Raw genomic sequence first — 14,388 nt, 5'->3', positions numbered from 1 at the left:
AAAAAGACAAACATGCGTAATTTTTGGCTCGCTGCCGCTGTGGTAGCGCTAACCGTAGTAAGTTGTAATACAGAAAAAGATCCATTTTTGATCGACCAAGGTCAGATCGGAAACCTCAGCAAAACAGTACAAGTAAAAGAGCTCGATTCTGTATTTGCTTTAGACTCTGTGGTTAAAATAGCAATTACCGAAGATCAATTTGTTGCCGGTGGCGATGTGGAGATCTACGATAAGGCCGGAAGCCTCCTTTTGGTACTGACTCCTCACACTCCAAAGGCCGATACCAACACCATTCAAACCATCCGCATTGTTGATCCACGCTACAAGACTGCTAAAGGATTGAGCGCAGATGGAACCTACAAAACCATTAAGGACAATTATACCATTTCTGACATTTACTCAACCTTGAGTTCCGTTGTGGTAAACCTCAATGAGACCGATGTTTATGTGGTGATAGACAAAGACCAACTACCAGAAAGTCTGCGTTACACTTCCAACAAAATAGAGGCGACTCAGATCCCAGAAACTGCTAAGTTCAAATTCATGATGATGAGTTGGGACAAAGAAGATAATAGCGAAGAGTAATGAGTGAATTACGTCCCTTTCACCTCGCTATACCCGTACACAACCTAGAAGCATGTCGCAGTTTTTACCGCGACTTGCTGGGTTGTAAAGAAGGCCGAAGCAGCGACCACTGGGTTGATTTTGATTTCTACGGACACCAGTTGGTGATTCACTACAAAGAGAAATCCGCAGATGATCTGCATACCAATGCCGTTGATGGCAAGGCGGTTCCAGTCCCGCATTTTGGTGTTGTATTAACTCTAGAAGACTTTGAAGCGCTTGCTGCTCGACTCCAAGCAGAAGCTATTGAATTCATCATTGAACCTTATGTTCGATTTAAAGGCGAACCAGGAGAACAGGCTACGATGTTCTTTTTAGACCCTGCTGGAAATGCCCTTGAATTCAAAGCCTTCAAAGATCTTTCTCAGCTTTTTGCAATAGATTAACGCCTCGAAAAACAGCGCGCGCGGGTATTTCTTTATATTTACTATAAATCCCGCTCTATGTTATCAGCAGAAGAAAAGCGCTTATACCGCAGTGAACTGTTCCGTCATTTAGACGGTATTGTCACTGCTCCGGTTGCCTATTCCCTATTTCAGAAAGGTGCTCTTACCCAACTCCTGGAACTTCAGATTACTACGCTTGATGCCCTAAATGCTCAAGTTGGAGGTAACGAGGGATATGTGAACGTAGCCCTGCGGGTTTTGGCTTCTCAAGGTTGGTTGACCTATACACTCAATCCAGAAACCGAATCCATTAGCCTTGTCTGCAACGACAAAAGTGACTATGCTTTTAAGGCCTTTTTACGCTATGGCGATGTAGTGGATTTTCTGCAGACTGCAGAAGAGTTTCATCCACGCAGTTTTGACTTGGAAACAATAGCTGCTTTAAACAGAATCTTTAAGCGCTATGAGAAAGGCGATTATGACGGTAACGGCAAAACGGCCTCGGAACAAGAAATTGACCAACAGATCAAATTACATATAGAAGGACTTTTAGTGGGCCCCATTACCGTGATGTTGGGCATGGACGGAATGTTCCACAAATACTTTATGGAGGCTTCCTTTGGGGCTGATGAGTTCCACGAAGACCCGGAGAACTTCAGTAAAATCTTAGATTTTTTGACCCACATCGGTTGGTTTAGCAAACAGAATGGGCATTATAAATTCACCAACAAAGGTTTGTTCTTTGCCCGACGTTCAACGGCCTATGGTGTTACCGTTTCTTACCTTCCAACTTTTAGACGAATGGATGATCTTTTGTTCGGGAATGCCGCCTTACTGCGCAGCGATATGCCCAATACACCAGAGATCCACGTAAACAGAGAAATGAACGTTTGGGGCAGTGGTGGCGCGCACTCAGCTTATTTTAAAAAGATTGACGAGATTATCATTGAACTCTTTAATAAACCCATTGCTCAACAGCCTAAAGGAATCTTAGATATGGGCTGCGGGAACGGAGCCTTTTTGATCCATCTTTTTGATGTGATTGAGCAACGCACGCGTCGTGGGCAAATGTTGGAAGAATATCCTTTGTTTTTAGTTGGAGTGGACTTCAACAAAGCGGCGCTAAAAGTGACCCGAGCCAATTTGATCAAGGCAGATATTTGGGCCAAAGTAATTTGGGGCGATATTGCCGACCCCGAAACCCTAGAAAAAGACATTCAAGCCAGTTATGATATTGAGCTTGCCGACCTTTTGAACGTACGTACCTTTTTGGATCACAACAGACCCTGGTCGGTCCCTAAACAGGAAGCGAAGCATCAAAGTAGCAGTACCGGAGCCTATGCGCATCGGGGAGAAAAACTCAGCAACAGTGCTGTAGAACAAAACCTTTATGAGCATATGGCAGACTGGCTGCCTTATATCGAAAAGTTTGGGCTTTTGGTGATTGAATTACACACCTTGGATCCGAATATTACAGCAAAAAATATAGGTAAGACGGCAGCTACGGCTTATGATGCCACACATGGCTTTTCGGATCAGTTTATTGTGGAACTCGATGTATTTACCAAGGTCATTGAACGCTTAGGCTTACAGAGCGACGCCAAGTATTTCTCTAAATATCCAAATAATGAATTGGCAACGGTGAGCATAAATTACCTCACCAAGAATGGAAGCGATTAAGCTCTTCTAGCGCGTGCTAGCAAGGTATTCTGCAGTAGCATCGCAATGGTCATAGGACCAACACCTCCAGGAACCGGAGTAATGTGTGAGGACTTGGCACTTACCCCATCAAACTCAACATCTCCTTTGATGACATAGCCTTTTGGATGGGATTCATCCGGAACACGGGTAATTCCCACATCGATCACTACAGCGCCTTCTTTGACCATATCGGCCTTGACAAATTCAGGCACACCCAAAGCAGAGATTACAATGTCTGCGGATTTGATGTACTCTTCAATATTTTGCGTTCTGGAATGCGCTAGGGTAACGGTTGAATTCCCAGGGTTTCCTTTGCGACTCATCAAGATACTCATGGGGCGACCTACAATATGACTGCGTCCAATAATTACAGTATGCTTCCCTTGAGTGTCTACCTCATTTCTGCGGAGCAATTCCATAATACCAAAAGGCGTGGCTGGAATAAAACTCTCCATATCTAGGGCCATACGTCCAAAGTTGGTCGGGTGGAAACCGTCTACATCCTTGTCTGGATCTACAGCCAATAGGACCTTTTCTTCATCAATATGCTTTGGGAGCGGAAGCTGTACAATGAATCCGTCAATCTCGTCATCATTGTTCAGGTTCTCAATGGTTTTTAAAAGAACCTCTTCTGTGGTCTCTTCATCCAGACGGATCAAAGTAGATTCAAAACCTACGCGTTCACAAGCGCGAACCTTGCTACCCACATAGGTAAGCGAAGCTCCGTCGTTTCCTACTAAGACTGCTGCGAGGTGCGGTACTTTTTGGCCTTTGGCCTTTAGAGCATCTACCTGCTCTTTGATCTCATCTTTGATCTCATTACTGCACTTGCGTCCGTCTAGTAGTATCATATGTATAAAGGTATTATCGTTGTTTGCCTAGCATTTGCATCATCTTGCGACCGCCACCGCCTTGCATCATCTTCATCATTTTGCTCATCTGATTGAATTGCTTAAGCAGCTGGTTCACTTGTTGTACCGAGGTACCTGAACCTTTCCCGATGCGCTTTTTACGGCTGGCGTTGATCAGTGCAGGATTGGAACGCTCTTCTGGAGTCATGGAGTGAATGATGGCCTCGATGTGCTTGAATGCATCGTCATCAATATCTACATCCTTTAATGCTTTTCCTGCACCCGGGATCATTCCAATGAGGTCTTTCATATTCCCCATTTTCTTTACCTGCTGGATCTGCTTTAAGAAATCGTCAAAACCAAATTGGTTCTTCGCGATCTTCTTTTGGAGTTTACGAGCTTCTTCTTCGTCAAACTGCTCTTGAGCGCGTTCTACCAAAGACACCACGTCTCCCATCCCTAGGATACGATCGGCCATACGTGAAGGATAGAAGACGTCAATGGCTTCCATCTTTTCACCCGTACCGATGAATTTGATCGGTTTGTTGACCACACTCTTAATAGAGATGGCCGCACCACCACGGGTATCACCATCTAATTTGGTGAGGATGACCCCGTCAAAATTCAAACGATCGTTAAAGGCTTTCGCTGTATTCACAGCATCTTGACCGGTCATGGAATCCACCACAAAAAGGGTTTCTTCTGGCTTGATCGCTGCGTGTACATTAGCGATCTCGGTCATCATTTCTTCATCCACTGCCAAACGACCTGCGGTATCCACAATAACTACATTGTGGCCGTTGGATTTGGCGTGAGCAATAGCCGCTGTTGCAATAGACACTGGGTCATTGTTCCCGCGGTCTGAATATACCTCTACCCCGATCTGATCTCCAACAACGTGAAGCTGATCAATTGCCGCCGGACGATAAACATCACAAGCAACCAATAAAGGTTTTTTAGATTTTTTGGTCTTTAAGAAGTTAGCGAGTTTTCCAGAGAAGGTCGTTTTACCACTACCCTGTAGTCCAGACATGAGGATCACAGAAGGGTTTCCGCTCAAATTAACTCCAGCGGCATCGCCACCCATGAGCTCGGTAAGCTCATCTTTCACCAATTTGACCATCAATTGGCCCGGTTGAAGAGTAGTCAATACGTTCTGACCCAAGGCCTTCTCTTTAACCGTATTGGTAAAGTCCTTGGCGATCTTGTAGTTGACATCCGCATCTAAAAGCGCTCGGCGTACTTCCTTTAAGGTTTCAGCCACGTTTACTTCTGTAATCTGACCGTGCCCTTTGAGCACGTGTAAGGCTTTATCTAACTTATCACTTAAATTATCAAACATCGCTAAAATTGGTAAAGGGCAAAGGTACATTTTTGCCTGAAGTTGGACAAGCCCCTTAAACGCAAAAAGACGACCGCTGAGGGTCGTCTTTTCGTTTGGCTGATTCTTAAAAAATCATTCACATAACGAGGCCAAAATGGTGATCTCCACCAACTCGAACTCCACATCAGTCGGGTCTGTAATCCGTACGTAGATTGTTTGGGCATTTACAATATTGGTATATCCGTCTTGCGGCAAGGCGTTAACGTTGGCTTCTGCGTCTGCCTCCGTTTCAAAATAGTCAAAACTGTACCCTTCTTCTAAGGGCTTCTCTGTGATCAGGCCAATGCAACGGCTGTAATTCTCAAATTCGAAATTTGCGGTGAATGGCGGCAGTGGATCGTCATCATCAGAAACACATTCCTCAAAGAATAAGGTAGTACAGTAGATCTCCGGTTCGCAGATCTTGTTGAGCTCATAAGTGAGCTCATCTCGCATGATCTGCAGGGTATTCTCGCCGTAAAAGGTTACGATCCAATCCTTATTCCAATTCTCCTCAATAGGATCATTGACTCCGTCAAGATTGATATTCATATGGAGTTGATTGGCGATAAAATAAAAGATCCAGGTTCCCGGAGAACCTAATCCCGCATCGTAGAACACTACCCCACCACTCGGAGTCACTTCAAAAACACTGAATTCGTATTGATCGGGCGCATTGCCTTCTGCGGCTCTTACTTCCCATCCGCATTGCTTAAAAGCCTCTGCAACACCGCCGAGCACCTCTTGTTGAATTTCGGTTATGCACCCCTGAATGCTCTGGGCTAACTCATCCGCAGTATTGATCTCAAAGAGGGTTCCATCGTCTAAAGTAGCTTGTATTGGAAAACTGATGCCTACGGAATGCTCCTCGGGAATACTCAAAAGGAATTGCCAAAACTGCAGATCATTACCTACACGCGTAGCCGAAACGTATTCGTCCTCTTCATCGTATACATAAACGACAAAGGAATAAATAAAGTCAATACAGGTCACACTGGTCTGAGCGGATTCATCCTCTGTGATCTGAGCTAAGAATTGGAAGAGTTCTGAAGATTCCTCAATAAGGTCGCCTTGAGCAACAGGATCAATATTGAGCGGTTCATTCACACAGCTTAGGGTCGCTGCGGCGAAGAGAAAAAGAAAAAAGTGCTTCATAACTAGGTTTTACTACTAGTACGAAAACACCCTAAAAGGTTGCTTCAAAAAGCACTAAAAAAAACCGCCCCTGCCTGTAGAAGTTTGGCAGAGACGGCTTTCATCAACTAACTAAACAATTAAAATATGAACAGTTACAGCTCTGGTAAGATCACTCTATCAATAGCGTGAACTACACCGTTGGCTGCCTGCACATTCGTTACGATGATGTTTACCACACGACCATTTAAGTCTGTAATAGTCGCGTTAGTAGCATCGATCTCAATATCTGCCCCTAGGGTACCTACTGTACCACTTACAAGGTCTTCTGCGCGTACATTGGCTCCTGCAATCACGTGTGTGTTCAAGGTAGCGGTCAATGTAGCACCGTCAATATCATCTAAGCTTGAAGCTCCTAGTTCTGTCAAAAGATCACCGAAGGCGTCGTTTGTTGGAGCGAATACAGTGAATGGAGCTGGATCAGTTCCGTTTCCTGTAGAAAGAACACTTACAAAATCTGGCTGATCATCTCTGGTCAAAGCCGTAACTAGTGTTCCGAAAGTAGCATCTGCTGTAGCAAACGTTACCACAGTTGGCAATCCGATCACCGCGTCAACAACGTGTGCTACACCGTTAGTAGCAGTTACGTCTGGAATGATCACTGAAGATTGTCCGTTTAAGGTTACTCCACTGTCTGTGTTGATGTAGATGCTCAAGTTAGCATCAGTATCAGCGAATGTCGCTAGTGTGTTTCCGTAAGAAGTTGTTAGATCAGCAGCGAATAGAGAACCGCTAATTGCGTGGTTCAATACTACCTGAGTCAATACCTCAACAGGAACCTCATCAATACTGTTGAATCCAGCAGCATCTAAGAAAGCTGCGAAAGAATCGTTTGTTGGAGCGAATACAGTGAAATCTGCACTTGAGTCAGCAAGTACTGCATCCAATCCTGTAATTTTCAAAGCAGCGAATAAGCTGGTCAAAGCTGGGTTTGTGTAAGCCAAACCTGTTAGCGTTGGAGCAGCTCCGTCTGCAATTGCCATTGGCAATAATACTTTATCTACAGCGTGAATCACTCCGTTTCCTGTTTGTACGTCAACAGCGATAATGTTTGATGGTACTCCAGTAGCATCAATTACTTGCGCACCAGCGTCTAGGCTGATCTCAAAAGTTGATCCTTCAAAAGTTGTTGGAGTTTGTCCATCTTCCAGGTCACCTGAACGTACGTTTGCAGAAGCAATTACGTGGTAGTTCAAAATTGTGCGTAGTGCGCTTTGTGGCACATCGTCAAGAGATCCGAATCCTAAAGCGTTCAGTAGGTCAACAAAAGCTTCGTTTGTTGGCGCAAACACTGTGAAAGGAGCACTTGTAGATCCAGATAGTAGAGCTACGTAGTCTAAATCAGTGTCAGAAGCAGCGATCAAAGCATCTACTAAAATTGAGAAATCTGGATTCGCTAGCGCTTGTGTAGTAATATTGGCAACACCGATCACAGCGTCCACAGCGTGAATAACACCGTTAGTCGCAGCAATGTCAGCAGTGGTTACGTTAGAAACACCATTTACATTAACACCAGATGCAGTGTTGATGAAAAGGCTCAAGTTAGCTCCAGAAGTAGCCTCTGTAGCTAAAGAAGATACGTAACCAGTAATAAGATCTGAAGACTCGTTAGTTCCAGTTACTACGTGGTTTAGAAGGATGTTAGTCAAAACATCTACAGGCACATCGCCTAAAGCTGCAAAACCTTGTGCGTTTAAGAATGCTTCAAAAGCAGCGTTGTTTGGTGCAAAAACAGTGAACTCACCAGCACTTAATGTTTCTGTTAGACCTGCAACCTCTAGTGCAGCTTCTAAGGAAGAATAGTCGTCGTTGTTGGCAACAAATTCGGCGATGCTAACTTCAGTTCCCGGGTCTATCGGGTTGGAGTTATCGTCGTCATTGTTACACGAAAATAGCGTTACTGTAAGTAGCGCAATTAGTGAAATTTTGAATACGTTTTTCATGTTATTTTTTTTGGTGTAATACATTTGTCTATACAACAACAGCACAGCACAAAGTACTACCAAAAAAACCGGAATTAATAGAACTTTAACATTTTGTTTAACGTTTTAAATCAAAGTTTAAACAATTAGTATCGTGAAAATCAATAAGTTAGATGGTAAATTGTGAATTCTGAGGAATTATTCACAAAAATTGAGGTTGGTATTGATGATGGCTTTTAAGTCCTCATCGGAGTCAATTTGAAGGGTTTCACCTTCAAAAATGGTTACTTGGACCGGGTATTGGATTTGAGCGATCATAGCTTGATCCAACAAATCTACAATCCCACTAAAGGTTGCACGATCGTGATCAAAAACAAGCGTCTCAAAATCTGAAGTGTTCGGATCAAAAACTGCGACTTCTAGCGGATAGATAAAATCGACACAACGAATCACCTGATTGTATAAGGCGCCGGAAGCACATTGCGTAATGAGCTCGTCAAAAGCTGTGGCATTGTTAATCTGAGTCTCGGAATAATCGGCATAGGTTACCGTAATAGGAAAGACCGGGTCAATATCACTGGCCAAATACAAATCCACAAGATCACTCGCTTGTTCGTAATATTGTTCCTCACCATCTACAATACAACTAAAAGGGAAGTTAATACTGAAGCAACTAGAACCGTCAATAGCGTTGTCATGACTTCCATCATGAGCAGTTACGCCTTGTACAAGACCTACCAGGTTGGTGTCAAATAAGAAGGAATCTTCTTGTTGATCTTGCGTGACTCTTAGGGTCTCTTGTTGACATGCTGCTGTTAAAAACAACACATTCACTGCTACAATAATATATAATATATTCTTCTTCATTTGTAATAGAACAAACTTACGGCAAAAATTCCTACCCAGAATTTATTGATATCTTTACCTCAGATTAAATCCAAATAAAGGGTTTTATCAGCATTTGCATGAAAAAGGAACTTTTCGATTCCGTCTGTGAAGAAAAAGTCTACGAAAGACTCTACCAGCAGCACGCGAGAGATCTACACGATTTTTGTTACTACAAGTTCGGGGATTCTATCAATCCGGAGGACAAGGTCCATGAGGCCTTTATGAAGTTGTGGGAAAAATGCAAAGAAGTCCCTTTTGCAAAGGCTAAAAGTTTTCTTTTCACTTTGGTCAATAACGCATCGCTCAACAGCATTAAACACCAAAAGGTAGTTTTAAAGCATCAGGCCGTGAAACCCAAGGGCTATACCAACGAGACCCCAGAGTTTGTTATGGAGGAGCAGCAGTTTATGCAACGCTTTGAGCGCGCCTTGAACAACTTGCCTGAAGGTCAGCGTATTGCCTTTATGCTAAACCGAGTAGAAGGAAAAAAACATCAAGAAATCGCCGATATGTTGGGCATTTCCAGAAAGGCCGTTGAGAAACGCATCTACACGGCTTTGGATAAATTGAGACAAGAAATAAAAGAATTGTAAGACTTGGGTAGGAATTTTACAGCTAGGGTTGTTCTATTAGTGACAAATTAATATGAAAAAGGAAAATTTGTTTTTAAGGTGGTTAGATCATAGCTTGAGTGAAGCGGATCGCACGGCGTTGCAAGACGACGAGCGCTTCAGTGCTTACGAAAAAATTTCCCAAGCTGCACAATACTTTCGGGCACCGGAGTTTGACGCCAGCTCAAGTTACGATCGCCTCCGCTTAAAGCAACAAGAAGAAACTAAAGTCAGGCGTTTAAAGCCATGGCGCATAGCATCTGCCATTGCAGCCCTACTTGTTCTAGGTTTCTTAGTGTTCAACTTGAATGCGGATGAATTAACTACCTACTCCACTGCCACCGCAGAATCCTTGGAAGTAACTTTACCAGATGATTCGGCCGTACAACTCAATGCAGGCACAACCCTTAGTTTTAACGAAGAAAAATGGCAAGATGCGAGAGATGTTTCCTTAGATGGGGAAGCTCTTTTTAAAGTCGCCAAAGGAAGCACTTTTACTGTAGAAACTGATGCCGGTTCAGTACAAGTTCTAGGAACAGAGTTTAACGTGATCAATCGCGAAGGTTTGTTTGAAGTGACCTGCTATGAAGGTCGTGTCGCTGTTGCGATTAACGGGAAAGAGGCCGTTGAGATCACCGCTGGCCAAGGGCTTAGGTTGTTAAACAGTAAGGCCAGTCGTTTTGAGACCGCTGTGAGCAATCCGAGCTGGGTAAACGACAAATCGGTCTTTAAAAGTACGCCTTACCATATGATCTTAGCGGAACTCCAACGCCACTACACAATTCAAATTGATGCATCTGCAATTGATAAAAGTGTTATTTTTACTGGAAGTTTCACTCATCAAGATCTGGAAACTGCACTAAGAGCGGTAACAGAACCATTGCAATTAAAGTATAAAATTGATGGAGATCGAGTGACTATCACAAAATAATCACTCAATCAAAAGCGTGCGCAGCCGCATCTTATTTCTTTTACTCCTAACCCCCACTTTTGCCCTTTTTGGTCAACAAGCTGTTGCACTTACAGATTATTTTCAACAATTAGAAGCTGAGTTCAACTGTACCTTTTCCTATGAAGATGCAGCCCTAGCCAATCATAGGTATTCCACATCGGACTTACCTAACGACCTCCCTACAGCCTTAGAAGCTCTTCAAGCCAATACCCTATTTGATTATAAATTATTGCAAGACAATACAGTTACCGTAGCACCAAAAAGCGGAGTAGGCAATTATTGCATTGTTGTTATTTCTAGAGAGACGGGAAACCCCTTGGAAGGAGCCAAAGTGAGTACTCCCTATCAGCAATTAAGTACGGATGATCGCGGTAAGGTAAATGTGAGTTATGTGGATTCTTTGCTGGAATTTGAAGTTTCTTATTTGAGTTATGCTGATTACAGGGATCGGATTGACCCAAATTTGGTGTCTGGCATGTGTTACACCGTGGCACTTGCGCAACAGGCGGAATCACTCAATCCCGTGTTGCTCTCTAATTTCATTACAAAAGGAATCAGCAAAAAAGCAGACGGCGCTTTTAACGTGAACTATGACGCCTTTGACATTTTACCAGGACTAATAGAAAGTGATGTTCTGCTCACCCTCAAAGAGCTGCCGGGAATACAAAGCGTGAATGAAACGGTCTCCTTTTTAAATATTCGCGGCGGGACCAATGATCAAAATTTGATTCTTTGGGACGGTATAAAGATGTATCAAAGCGGACACTTCTTTGGATTGATCTCTGCCTTTAATCCCAACCTCACCAAAGAGGTAAATGTTTATAAAAGTGTAGGTAATGCGCGTTATGGAGATGGGGTATCTGGCATCATTTCTATGGAAGGCTCCGAGGATCTTATCCGTGAATTTAAAGTCAATACAGGGCTCAATCTTTTGAGTGCGGATGCCATGGCAGAAATACCGATCAATGATCAACTCTCCATAGAGGTGGCTGGGCGGCAATCGCTGAATTCGCTCTTCACCACTCCTACTTATGAGGCCTACTTTGACAAAGCCTTTCAAAATACTGAATTGCAATCTGCAGCTATGTCCAACCGAACATCAGACGCAGATTTTAATTTCTTTGACGCGCACTTGAGACTGCAATATGAGCCAACAGTAAAGGATAAGTTCAGGCTAAGTTTATTGCGCCTTGGGAACCGTTTGGATTTTCTGGAGAATGGTATGCTAGAAGGAGAACCACAAGCAAGGCAATCCAACCTGACTCAGGACAATTCCTCTGCGGGACTTTATTACCGCCGCAGCTGGAATCAGCGTGTACAGACCTCAGTGCAATGGTACGGTAGCGGATATGAACTCACCGCCCTGAATGCAGATATAGAGAATGACCAACGACTGATCCAAGAAAACGATCTGGTTGAAACGGGTATAAAAGTGGAGAATCAATGGCGACTCAACTCCCGCCTAGTTTGGCAGCAAGGATATCAATTCAATGAAACGGGGATCACCAACTTTGAGAACATCAATAATCCAACCTTTGAACGTTTGGAAAAGCAAGTATTGCGCACCCACAGCTTATACAGCAGTCTTTTCTACGAAACCACCAACGGCAAGACCCGTATAGAAGCAGGACTTCGCGCTAATCACATCAATAAGTTCAACGAGGTTTTGGTGGAGCCTAGAGTTCGGGTGATACAACGTGTGGGGCGTAATTTGAGCATTGAACTCTTGGCAGCACTTAACAGTCAAACCACCTCTCAGGTCATTGATCTGCAAAACGACTTTTTAGGTATTGAGAACAGACGATGGGTACTTTCTGACCCTGGAAATATCCCGATCATCAAAGGCCGCCATTTGGGCATGGGTTTCAGTTATCAGCGCAAAGGCTGGCTTTTCAGCGCAGAACCGTATTGGAAGGAAATTGATGGTATCACTAGTCAAAGCCAAGGATTTCAAGATCAATTTGAGGACCGCAGGACCCATGGAACCTATTCTGTAATTGGCTTGGACTTCTTGGCCAATAAGCAATGGGAAAACACCAACATTTGGGTCAGTTATTCCTTGGCGCAAAACGATTATGATTTTGATGAATTTAACCCCTCTGAATTCCGCAACAATTTAGATATACGGCATGTACTTTCTCTAGGCGCTAACTTCAATCTAGGACGATTTAATCTAGGCGCGGGCCTCAACTGGCACAGCGGAAGACCCTTTACTCCTGTGGGGGATAATTCAATTCCCCAAGTGGGTTTTGTGGATTATTTAGATCCCAACAGTGTGAGTTTAGACGATTATTTTAGAGTAGATGCCTCTGCGACTTACACTTATGATCTAAGCGAAAAGGTTCGATTGGTCAGCGGAATTTCGCTTTGGAATTTACTGAGCAATGACAATGTGGTCAATACCTTTTACCGCATTAATGACGAGCAAGAAGTACAACAAATTGACGATCTCGCCTTGCGCTTTACCCCAAACGCCACCCTGCGTATTATTATTAAGTAATTATTATTTAAAGCCGACCGCCTAAGTTTTTTAAAGAAGTACCCAACACGCGACTTTTAACCGGAAACAGTAAAGCGAAAACTAGCAGATGTTTTCATAATTGAAGGCTTTATTGAGCTTCATAGCAGCGCTACGGAGCGAAAAAAAGACAACTAGTAGGGAAACAGCGGCAGTTTGTAGCCACTGGAGTAGGTTAAAAGTGGCGTGAATAAATAAAAAAACCGTCTCGAGAGACGGTATATTTTATTGGCGCAAAAAAAGATGATTAAAGGTAAGGATGGCAGAGACCTACTGTAGGTTAAGGATATTGCATGCAACTTTATCTCAAAGACGCTACACCGTTTTTCGTTTAACCTAAAGAAAAAGCTTTGGTGCCTCACTATGCGTCTAATGCGTTGCGGTCGGCTGCCGGCCTTACCTTTGGTGCTTTTATAAAAGGGCGGTCAGCAACAAGAGGTAGTCATTATGAACAGAAACTTTTAACTAGCATCAAAATGAATAACTGTAGGTTTAAGGTTTCTTGCTGCTGATCGTGCCCAAAGATTCTAAGGATAATACTAACAGTTTAACTAATGTGACTTGTTATTGAAAAAAATAGCATTATTGCTTAAAATCAGATTATCGGATTTCTCCTTTTCATAGATAGCTAATTTTAAATGTCTTCTTTTGGAAGCACCGATCCGGCTAATCATCTTTTCAAAGAGCATCGATCCTATTGGGTCGATTTGTAAGTAAAACAGGGCAGTCAAAAAAAACCCTACCAAAAATTTTAAAAAACTTTTAAATTATATTTACACCCCTTTAAAAACAAAGGATTAGATGGCCATCAAAAATTCAGAGGAAGAACCAAACGTTTGCGAAGAGCGCACCTACAATGCGCTTTACAATGCGCACGGGCAGGCCTTGTGGAATTTTGCCTATTATAAATGCGGTAATTCAGATGATGCCAGTGACCTGGTACAGGAAGCCTTTGTAAAACTTTGGAACAATTGCGGCAAGGTGAGTTTTGCCAAAGCGCGCTCCTTTTTATATACCGTTACCAATAACAGCTTTTTAAATGCAGTGGCACATAAAAAGGTGGTGCTCAATTACCGCAATATGCAATCCTCTGGAGTAGACAAACAATCGCCTGAGTTTTTATTGGAGGAAAAAGAATACGGCAAAAAGTTGAATGCAGCTTTGAATACCTTAACAGAAGCGCAGCGCACGGCCTTTTTAATGAACCGTATCGACGGAAAAAAATACAAACAGATCGCAGAAGAGTTAGAAATCAGTGTGAAGGCGGTAGAAAAGCGAATCAGTCAAGCATTGGTCAGTCTGAAAAAAAACTTGGAAGGATTTAATAAATAAGGTAGGGTATTTCTGAATTGAACTGTTATACCCTTGAAAAAGAAAT

At 43.1% G+C, this 14,388-nt stretch carries 12 protein-coding genes; 7 read left to right on the top strand and 5 right to left on the bottom strand.

Annotated features, from left to right (window positions below):
- The first annotated feature begins 12 nt into the window (after positions 1-12).
- The 3 genes from POW22_RS06550 to POW22_RS06540 are packed head-to-tail and all read left to right on the top strand — an operon-like array spanning position 13 to position 2,690.
- Positions 13-585 carry a hypothetical protein gene (locus POW22_RS06550; RefSeq protein ID WP_272831818.1) on the top strand — a complete coding sequence of 191 codons (573 nt, stop codon included), beginning with the start codon at positions 13-15 and terminating at the stop codon, positions 583-585.
- Positions 585-1,010, top strand: a complete 426-nt coding sequence (locus POW22_RS06545; RefSeq protein WP_272831817.1) for a VOC family protein — start codon at positions 585-587, stop codon at positions 1,008-1,010. Before POW22_RS06550 ends, POW22_RS06545 begins: the two co-directional genes overlap by 1 nt.
- 57 nt (positions 1,011-1,067) lie before the next feature.
- Complete coding sequence (locus POW22_RS06540) at positions 1,068-2,690, top strand: class I SAM-dependent methyltransferase (RefSeq protein WP_272831816.1); 1,623 nt, start codon at positions 1,068-1,070, stop codon at positions 2,688-2,690.
- Here the strand turns inward: POW22_RS06540 and POW22_RS06535 are convergent.
- The 5 genes from POW22_RS06535 to POW22_RS06515 all read right to left on the bottom strand — a co-directional run bounded on the left by POW22_RS06535 (position 2,687) and on the right by POW22_RS06515 (position 8,908).
- A complete protein-coding gene (locus POW22_RS06535; protein ID WP_272831815.1) occupies positions 2,687-3,562 on the bottom strand; it encodes a bifunctional 5,10-methylenetetrahydrofolate dehydrogenase/5,10-methenyltetrahydrofolate cyclohydrolase in 876 nt (291 codons plus the stop codon). The genes POW22_RS06540 and POW22_RS06535 overlap by 4 nt on opposite strands.
- Before the next feature lie 13 nt (positions 3,563-3,575).
- Positions 3,576-4,904 carry a signal recognition particle protein gene (ffh, locus tag POW22_RS06530; protein WP_272831814.1) on the bottom strand — a complete coding sequence of 443 codons (1,329 nt, stop codon included), beginning with the start codon at positions 4,902-4,904 and terminating at the stop codon, positions 3,576-3,578.
- Positions 4,905-5,018: 114 nt separating this feature from the next.
- On the bottom strand, positions 5,019-6,080 hold the full coding sequence (locus tag POW22_RS06525) for a hypothetical protein (protein WP_272831813.1): 1,062 nt from the start codon (positions 6,078-6,080) through the stop codon (positions 5,019-5,021).
- Between the two features lie 134 nt (positions 6,081-6,214).
- Complete coding sequence (locus tag POW22_RS06520) at positions 6,215-8,062, bottom strand: fasciclin domain-containing protein (RefSeq protein WP_272831812.1); 1,848 nt, start codon at positions 8,060-8,062, stop codon at positions 6,215-6,217.
- Between the two features lie 177 nt (positions 8,063-8,239).
- On the bottom strand, positions 8,240-8,908 hold the full coding sequence (locus tag POW22_RS06515) for a hypothetical protein (protein WP_272831811.1): 669 nt from the start codon (positions 8,906-8,908) through the stop codon (positions 8,240-8,242).
- Positions 8,909-9,006: 98 nt separating this feature from the next.
- Here POW22_RS06515 and POW22_RS06510 point away from each other — a divergent pair, with 98 nt between their 5' ends.
- The 4 genes from POW22_RS06510 (at position 9,007) to POW22_RS06495 (ending at position 14,342) form a co-directional block, all read left to right on the top strand.
- On the top strand, positions 9,007-9,522 hold the full coding sequence (locus tag POW22_RS06510) for an RNA polymerase sigma factor (protein WP_272831810.1): 516 nt from the start codon (positions 9,007-9,009) through the stop codon (positions 9,520-9,522).
- 52 nt (positions 9,523-9,574) lie between these two features.
- Positions 9,575-10,471 (top strand): FecR family protein, encoded by an 897-nt coding sequence (locus POW22_RS06505; protein WP_272831809.1) that lies wholly within the window; start codon positions 9,575-9,577, stop codon positions 10,469-10,471.
- Between the two features lie 16 nt (positions 10,472-10,487).
- Positions 10,488-12,992 (top strand): TonB-dependent receptor plug domain-containing protein, encoded by a 2,505-nt coding sequence (locus tag POW22_RS06500; RefSeq protein ID WP_272831808.1) that lies wholly within the window; start codon positions 10,488-10,490, stop codon positions 12,990-12,992.
- Positions 12,993-13,811: 819 nt separating this feature from the next.
- Complete coding sequence (locus POW22_RS06495) at positions 13,812-14,342, top strand: RNA polymerase sigma factor (protein ID WP_272831807.1); 531 nt, start codon at positions 13,812-13,814, stop codon at positions 14,340-14,342.
- The last annotated feature ends 46 nt before the right edge of the window (positions 14,343-14,388 follow it).

Source organism: Gilvibacter sediminis (assembly GCF_028561565.1).
GTDB lineage: Bacteria > Bacteroidota > Bacteroidia > Flavobacteriales > Flavobacteriaceae > Gilvibacter > Gilvibacter sediminis.
This window is presented reverse-complemented; position numbering and strand designations above follow the sequence as displayed.

Coding starts and splice junctions, on each gene's coding strand:
- POW22_RS06550 (WP_272831818.1), top strand. CDS start 13: ATGCGTAATTTTTGGCTCGCTGCCGCTGTGGTAGCGCTAACCGTAGTA.
- POW22_RS06545 (WP_272831817.1), top strand. CDS start 585: ATGAGTGAATTACGTCCCTTTCACCTCGCTATACCCGTACACAACCTA.
- POW22_RS06540 (WP_272831816.1), top strand. CDS start 1,068: ATGTTATCAGCAGAAGAAAAGCGCTTATACCGCAGTGAACTGTTCCGT.
- POW22_RS06535 (WP_272831815.1), bottom strand. CDS start 3,562: ATGATACTACTAGACGGACGCAAGTGCAGTAATGAGATCAAAGATGAG.
- ffh (WP_272831814.1), bottom strand. CDS start 4,904: ATGTTTGATAATTTAAGTGATAAGTTAGATAAAGCCTTACACGTGCTC.
- POW22_RS06525 (WP_272831813.1), bottom strand. CDS start 6,080: ATGAAGCACTTTTTTCTTTTTCTCTTCGCCGCAGCGACCCTAAGCTGT.
- POW22_RS06520 (WP_272831812.1), bottom strand. CDS start 8,062: ATGAAAAACGTATTCAAAATTTCACTAATTGCGCTACTTACAGTAACG.
- POW22_RS06515 (WP_272831811.1), bottom strand. CDS start 8,908: ATGAAGAAGAATATATTATATATTATTGTAGCAGTGAATGTGTTGTTT.
- POW22_RS06510 (WP_272831810.1), top strand. CDS start 9,007: ATGAAAAAGGAACTTTTCGATTCCGTCTGTGAAGAAAAAGTCTACGAA.
- POW22_RS06505 (WP_272831809.1), top strand. CDS start 9,575: ATGAAAAAGGAAAATTTGTTTTTAAGGTGGTTAGATCATAGCTTGAGT.
- POW22_RS06495 (WP_272831807.1), top strand. CDS start 13,812: ATGGCCATCAAAAATTCAGAGGAAGAACCAAACGTTTGCGAAGAGCGC.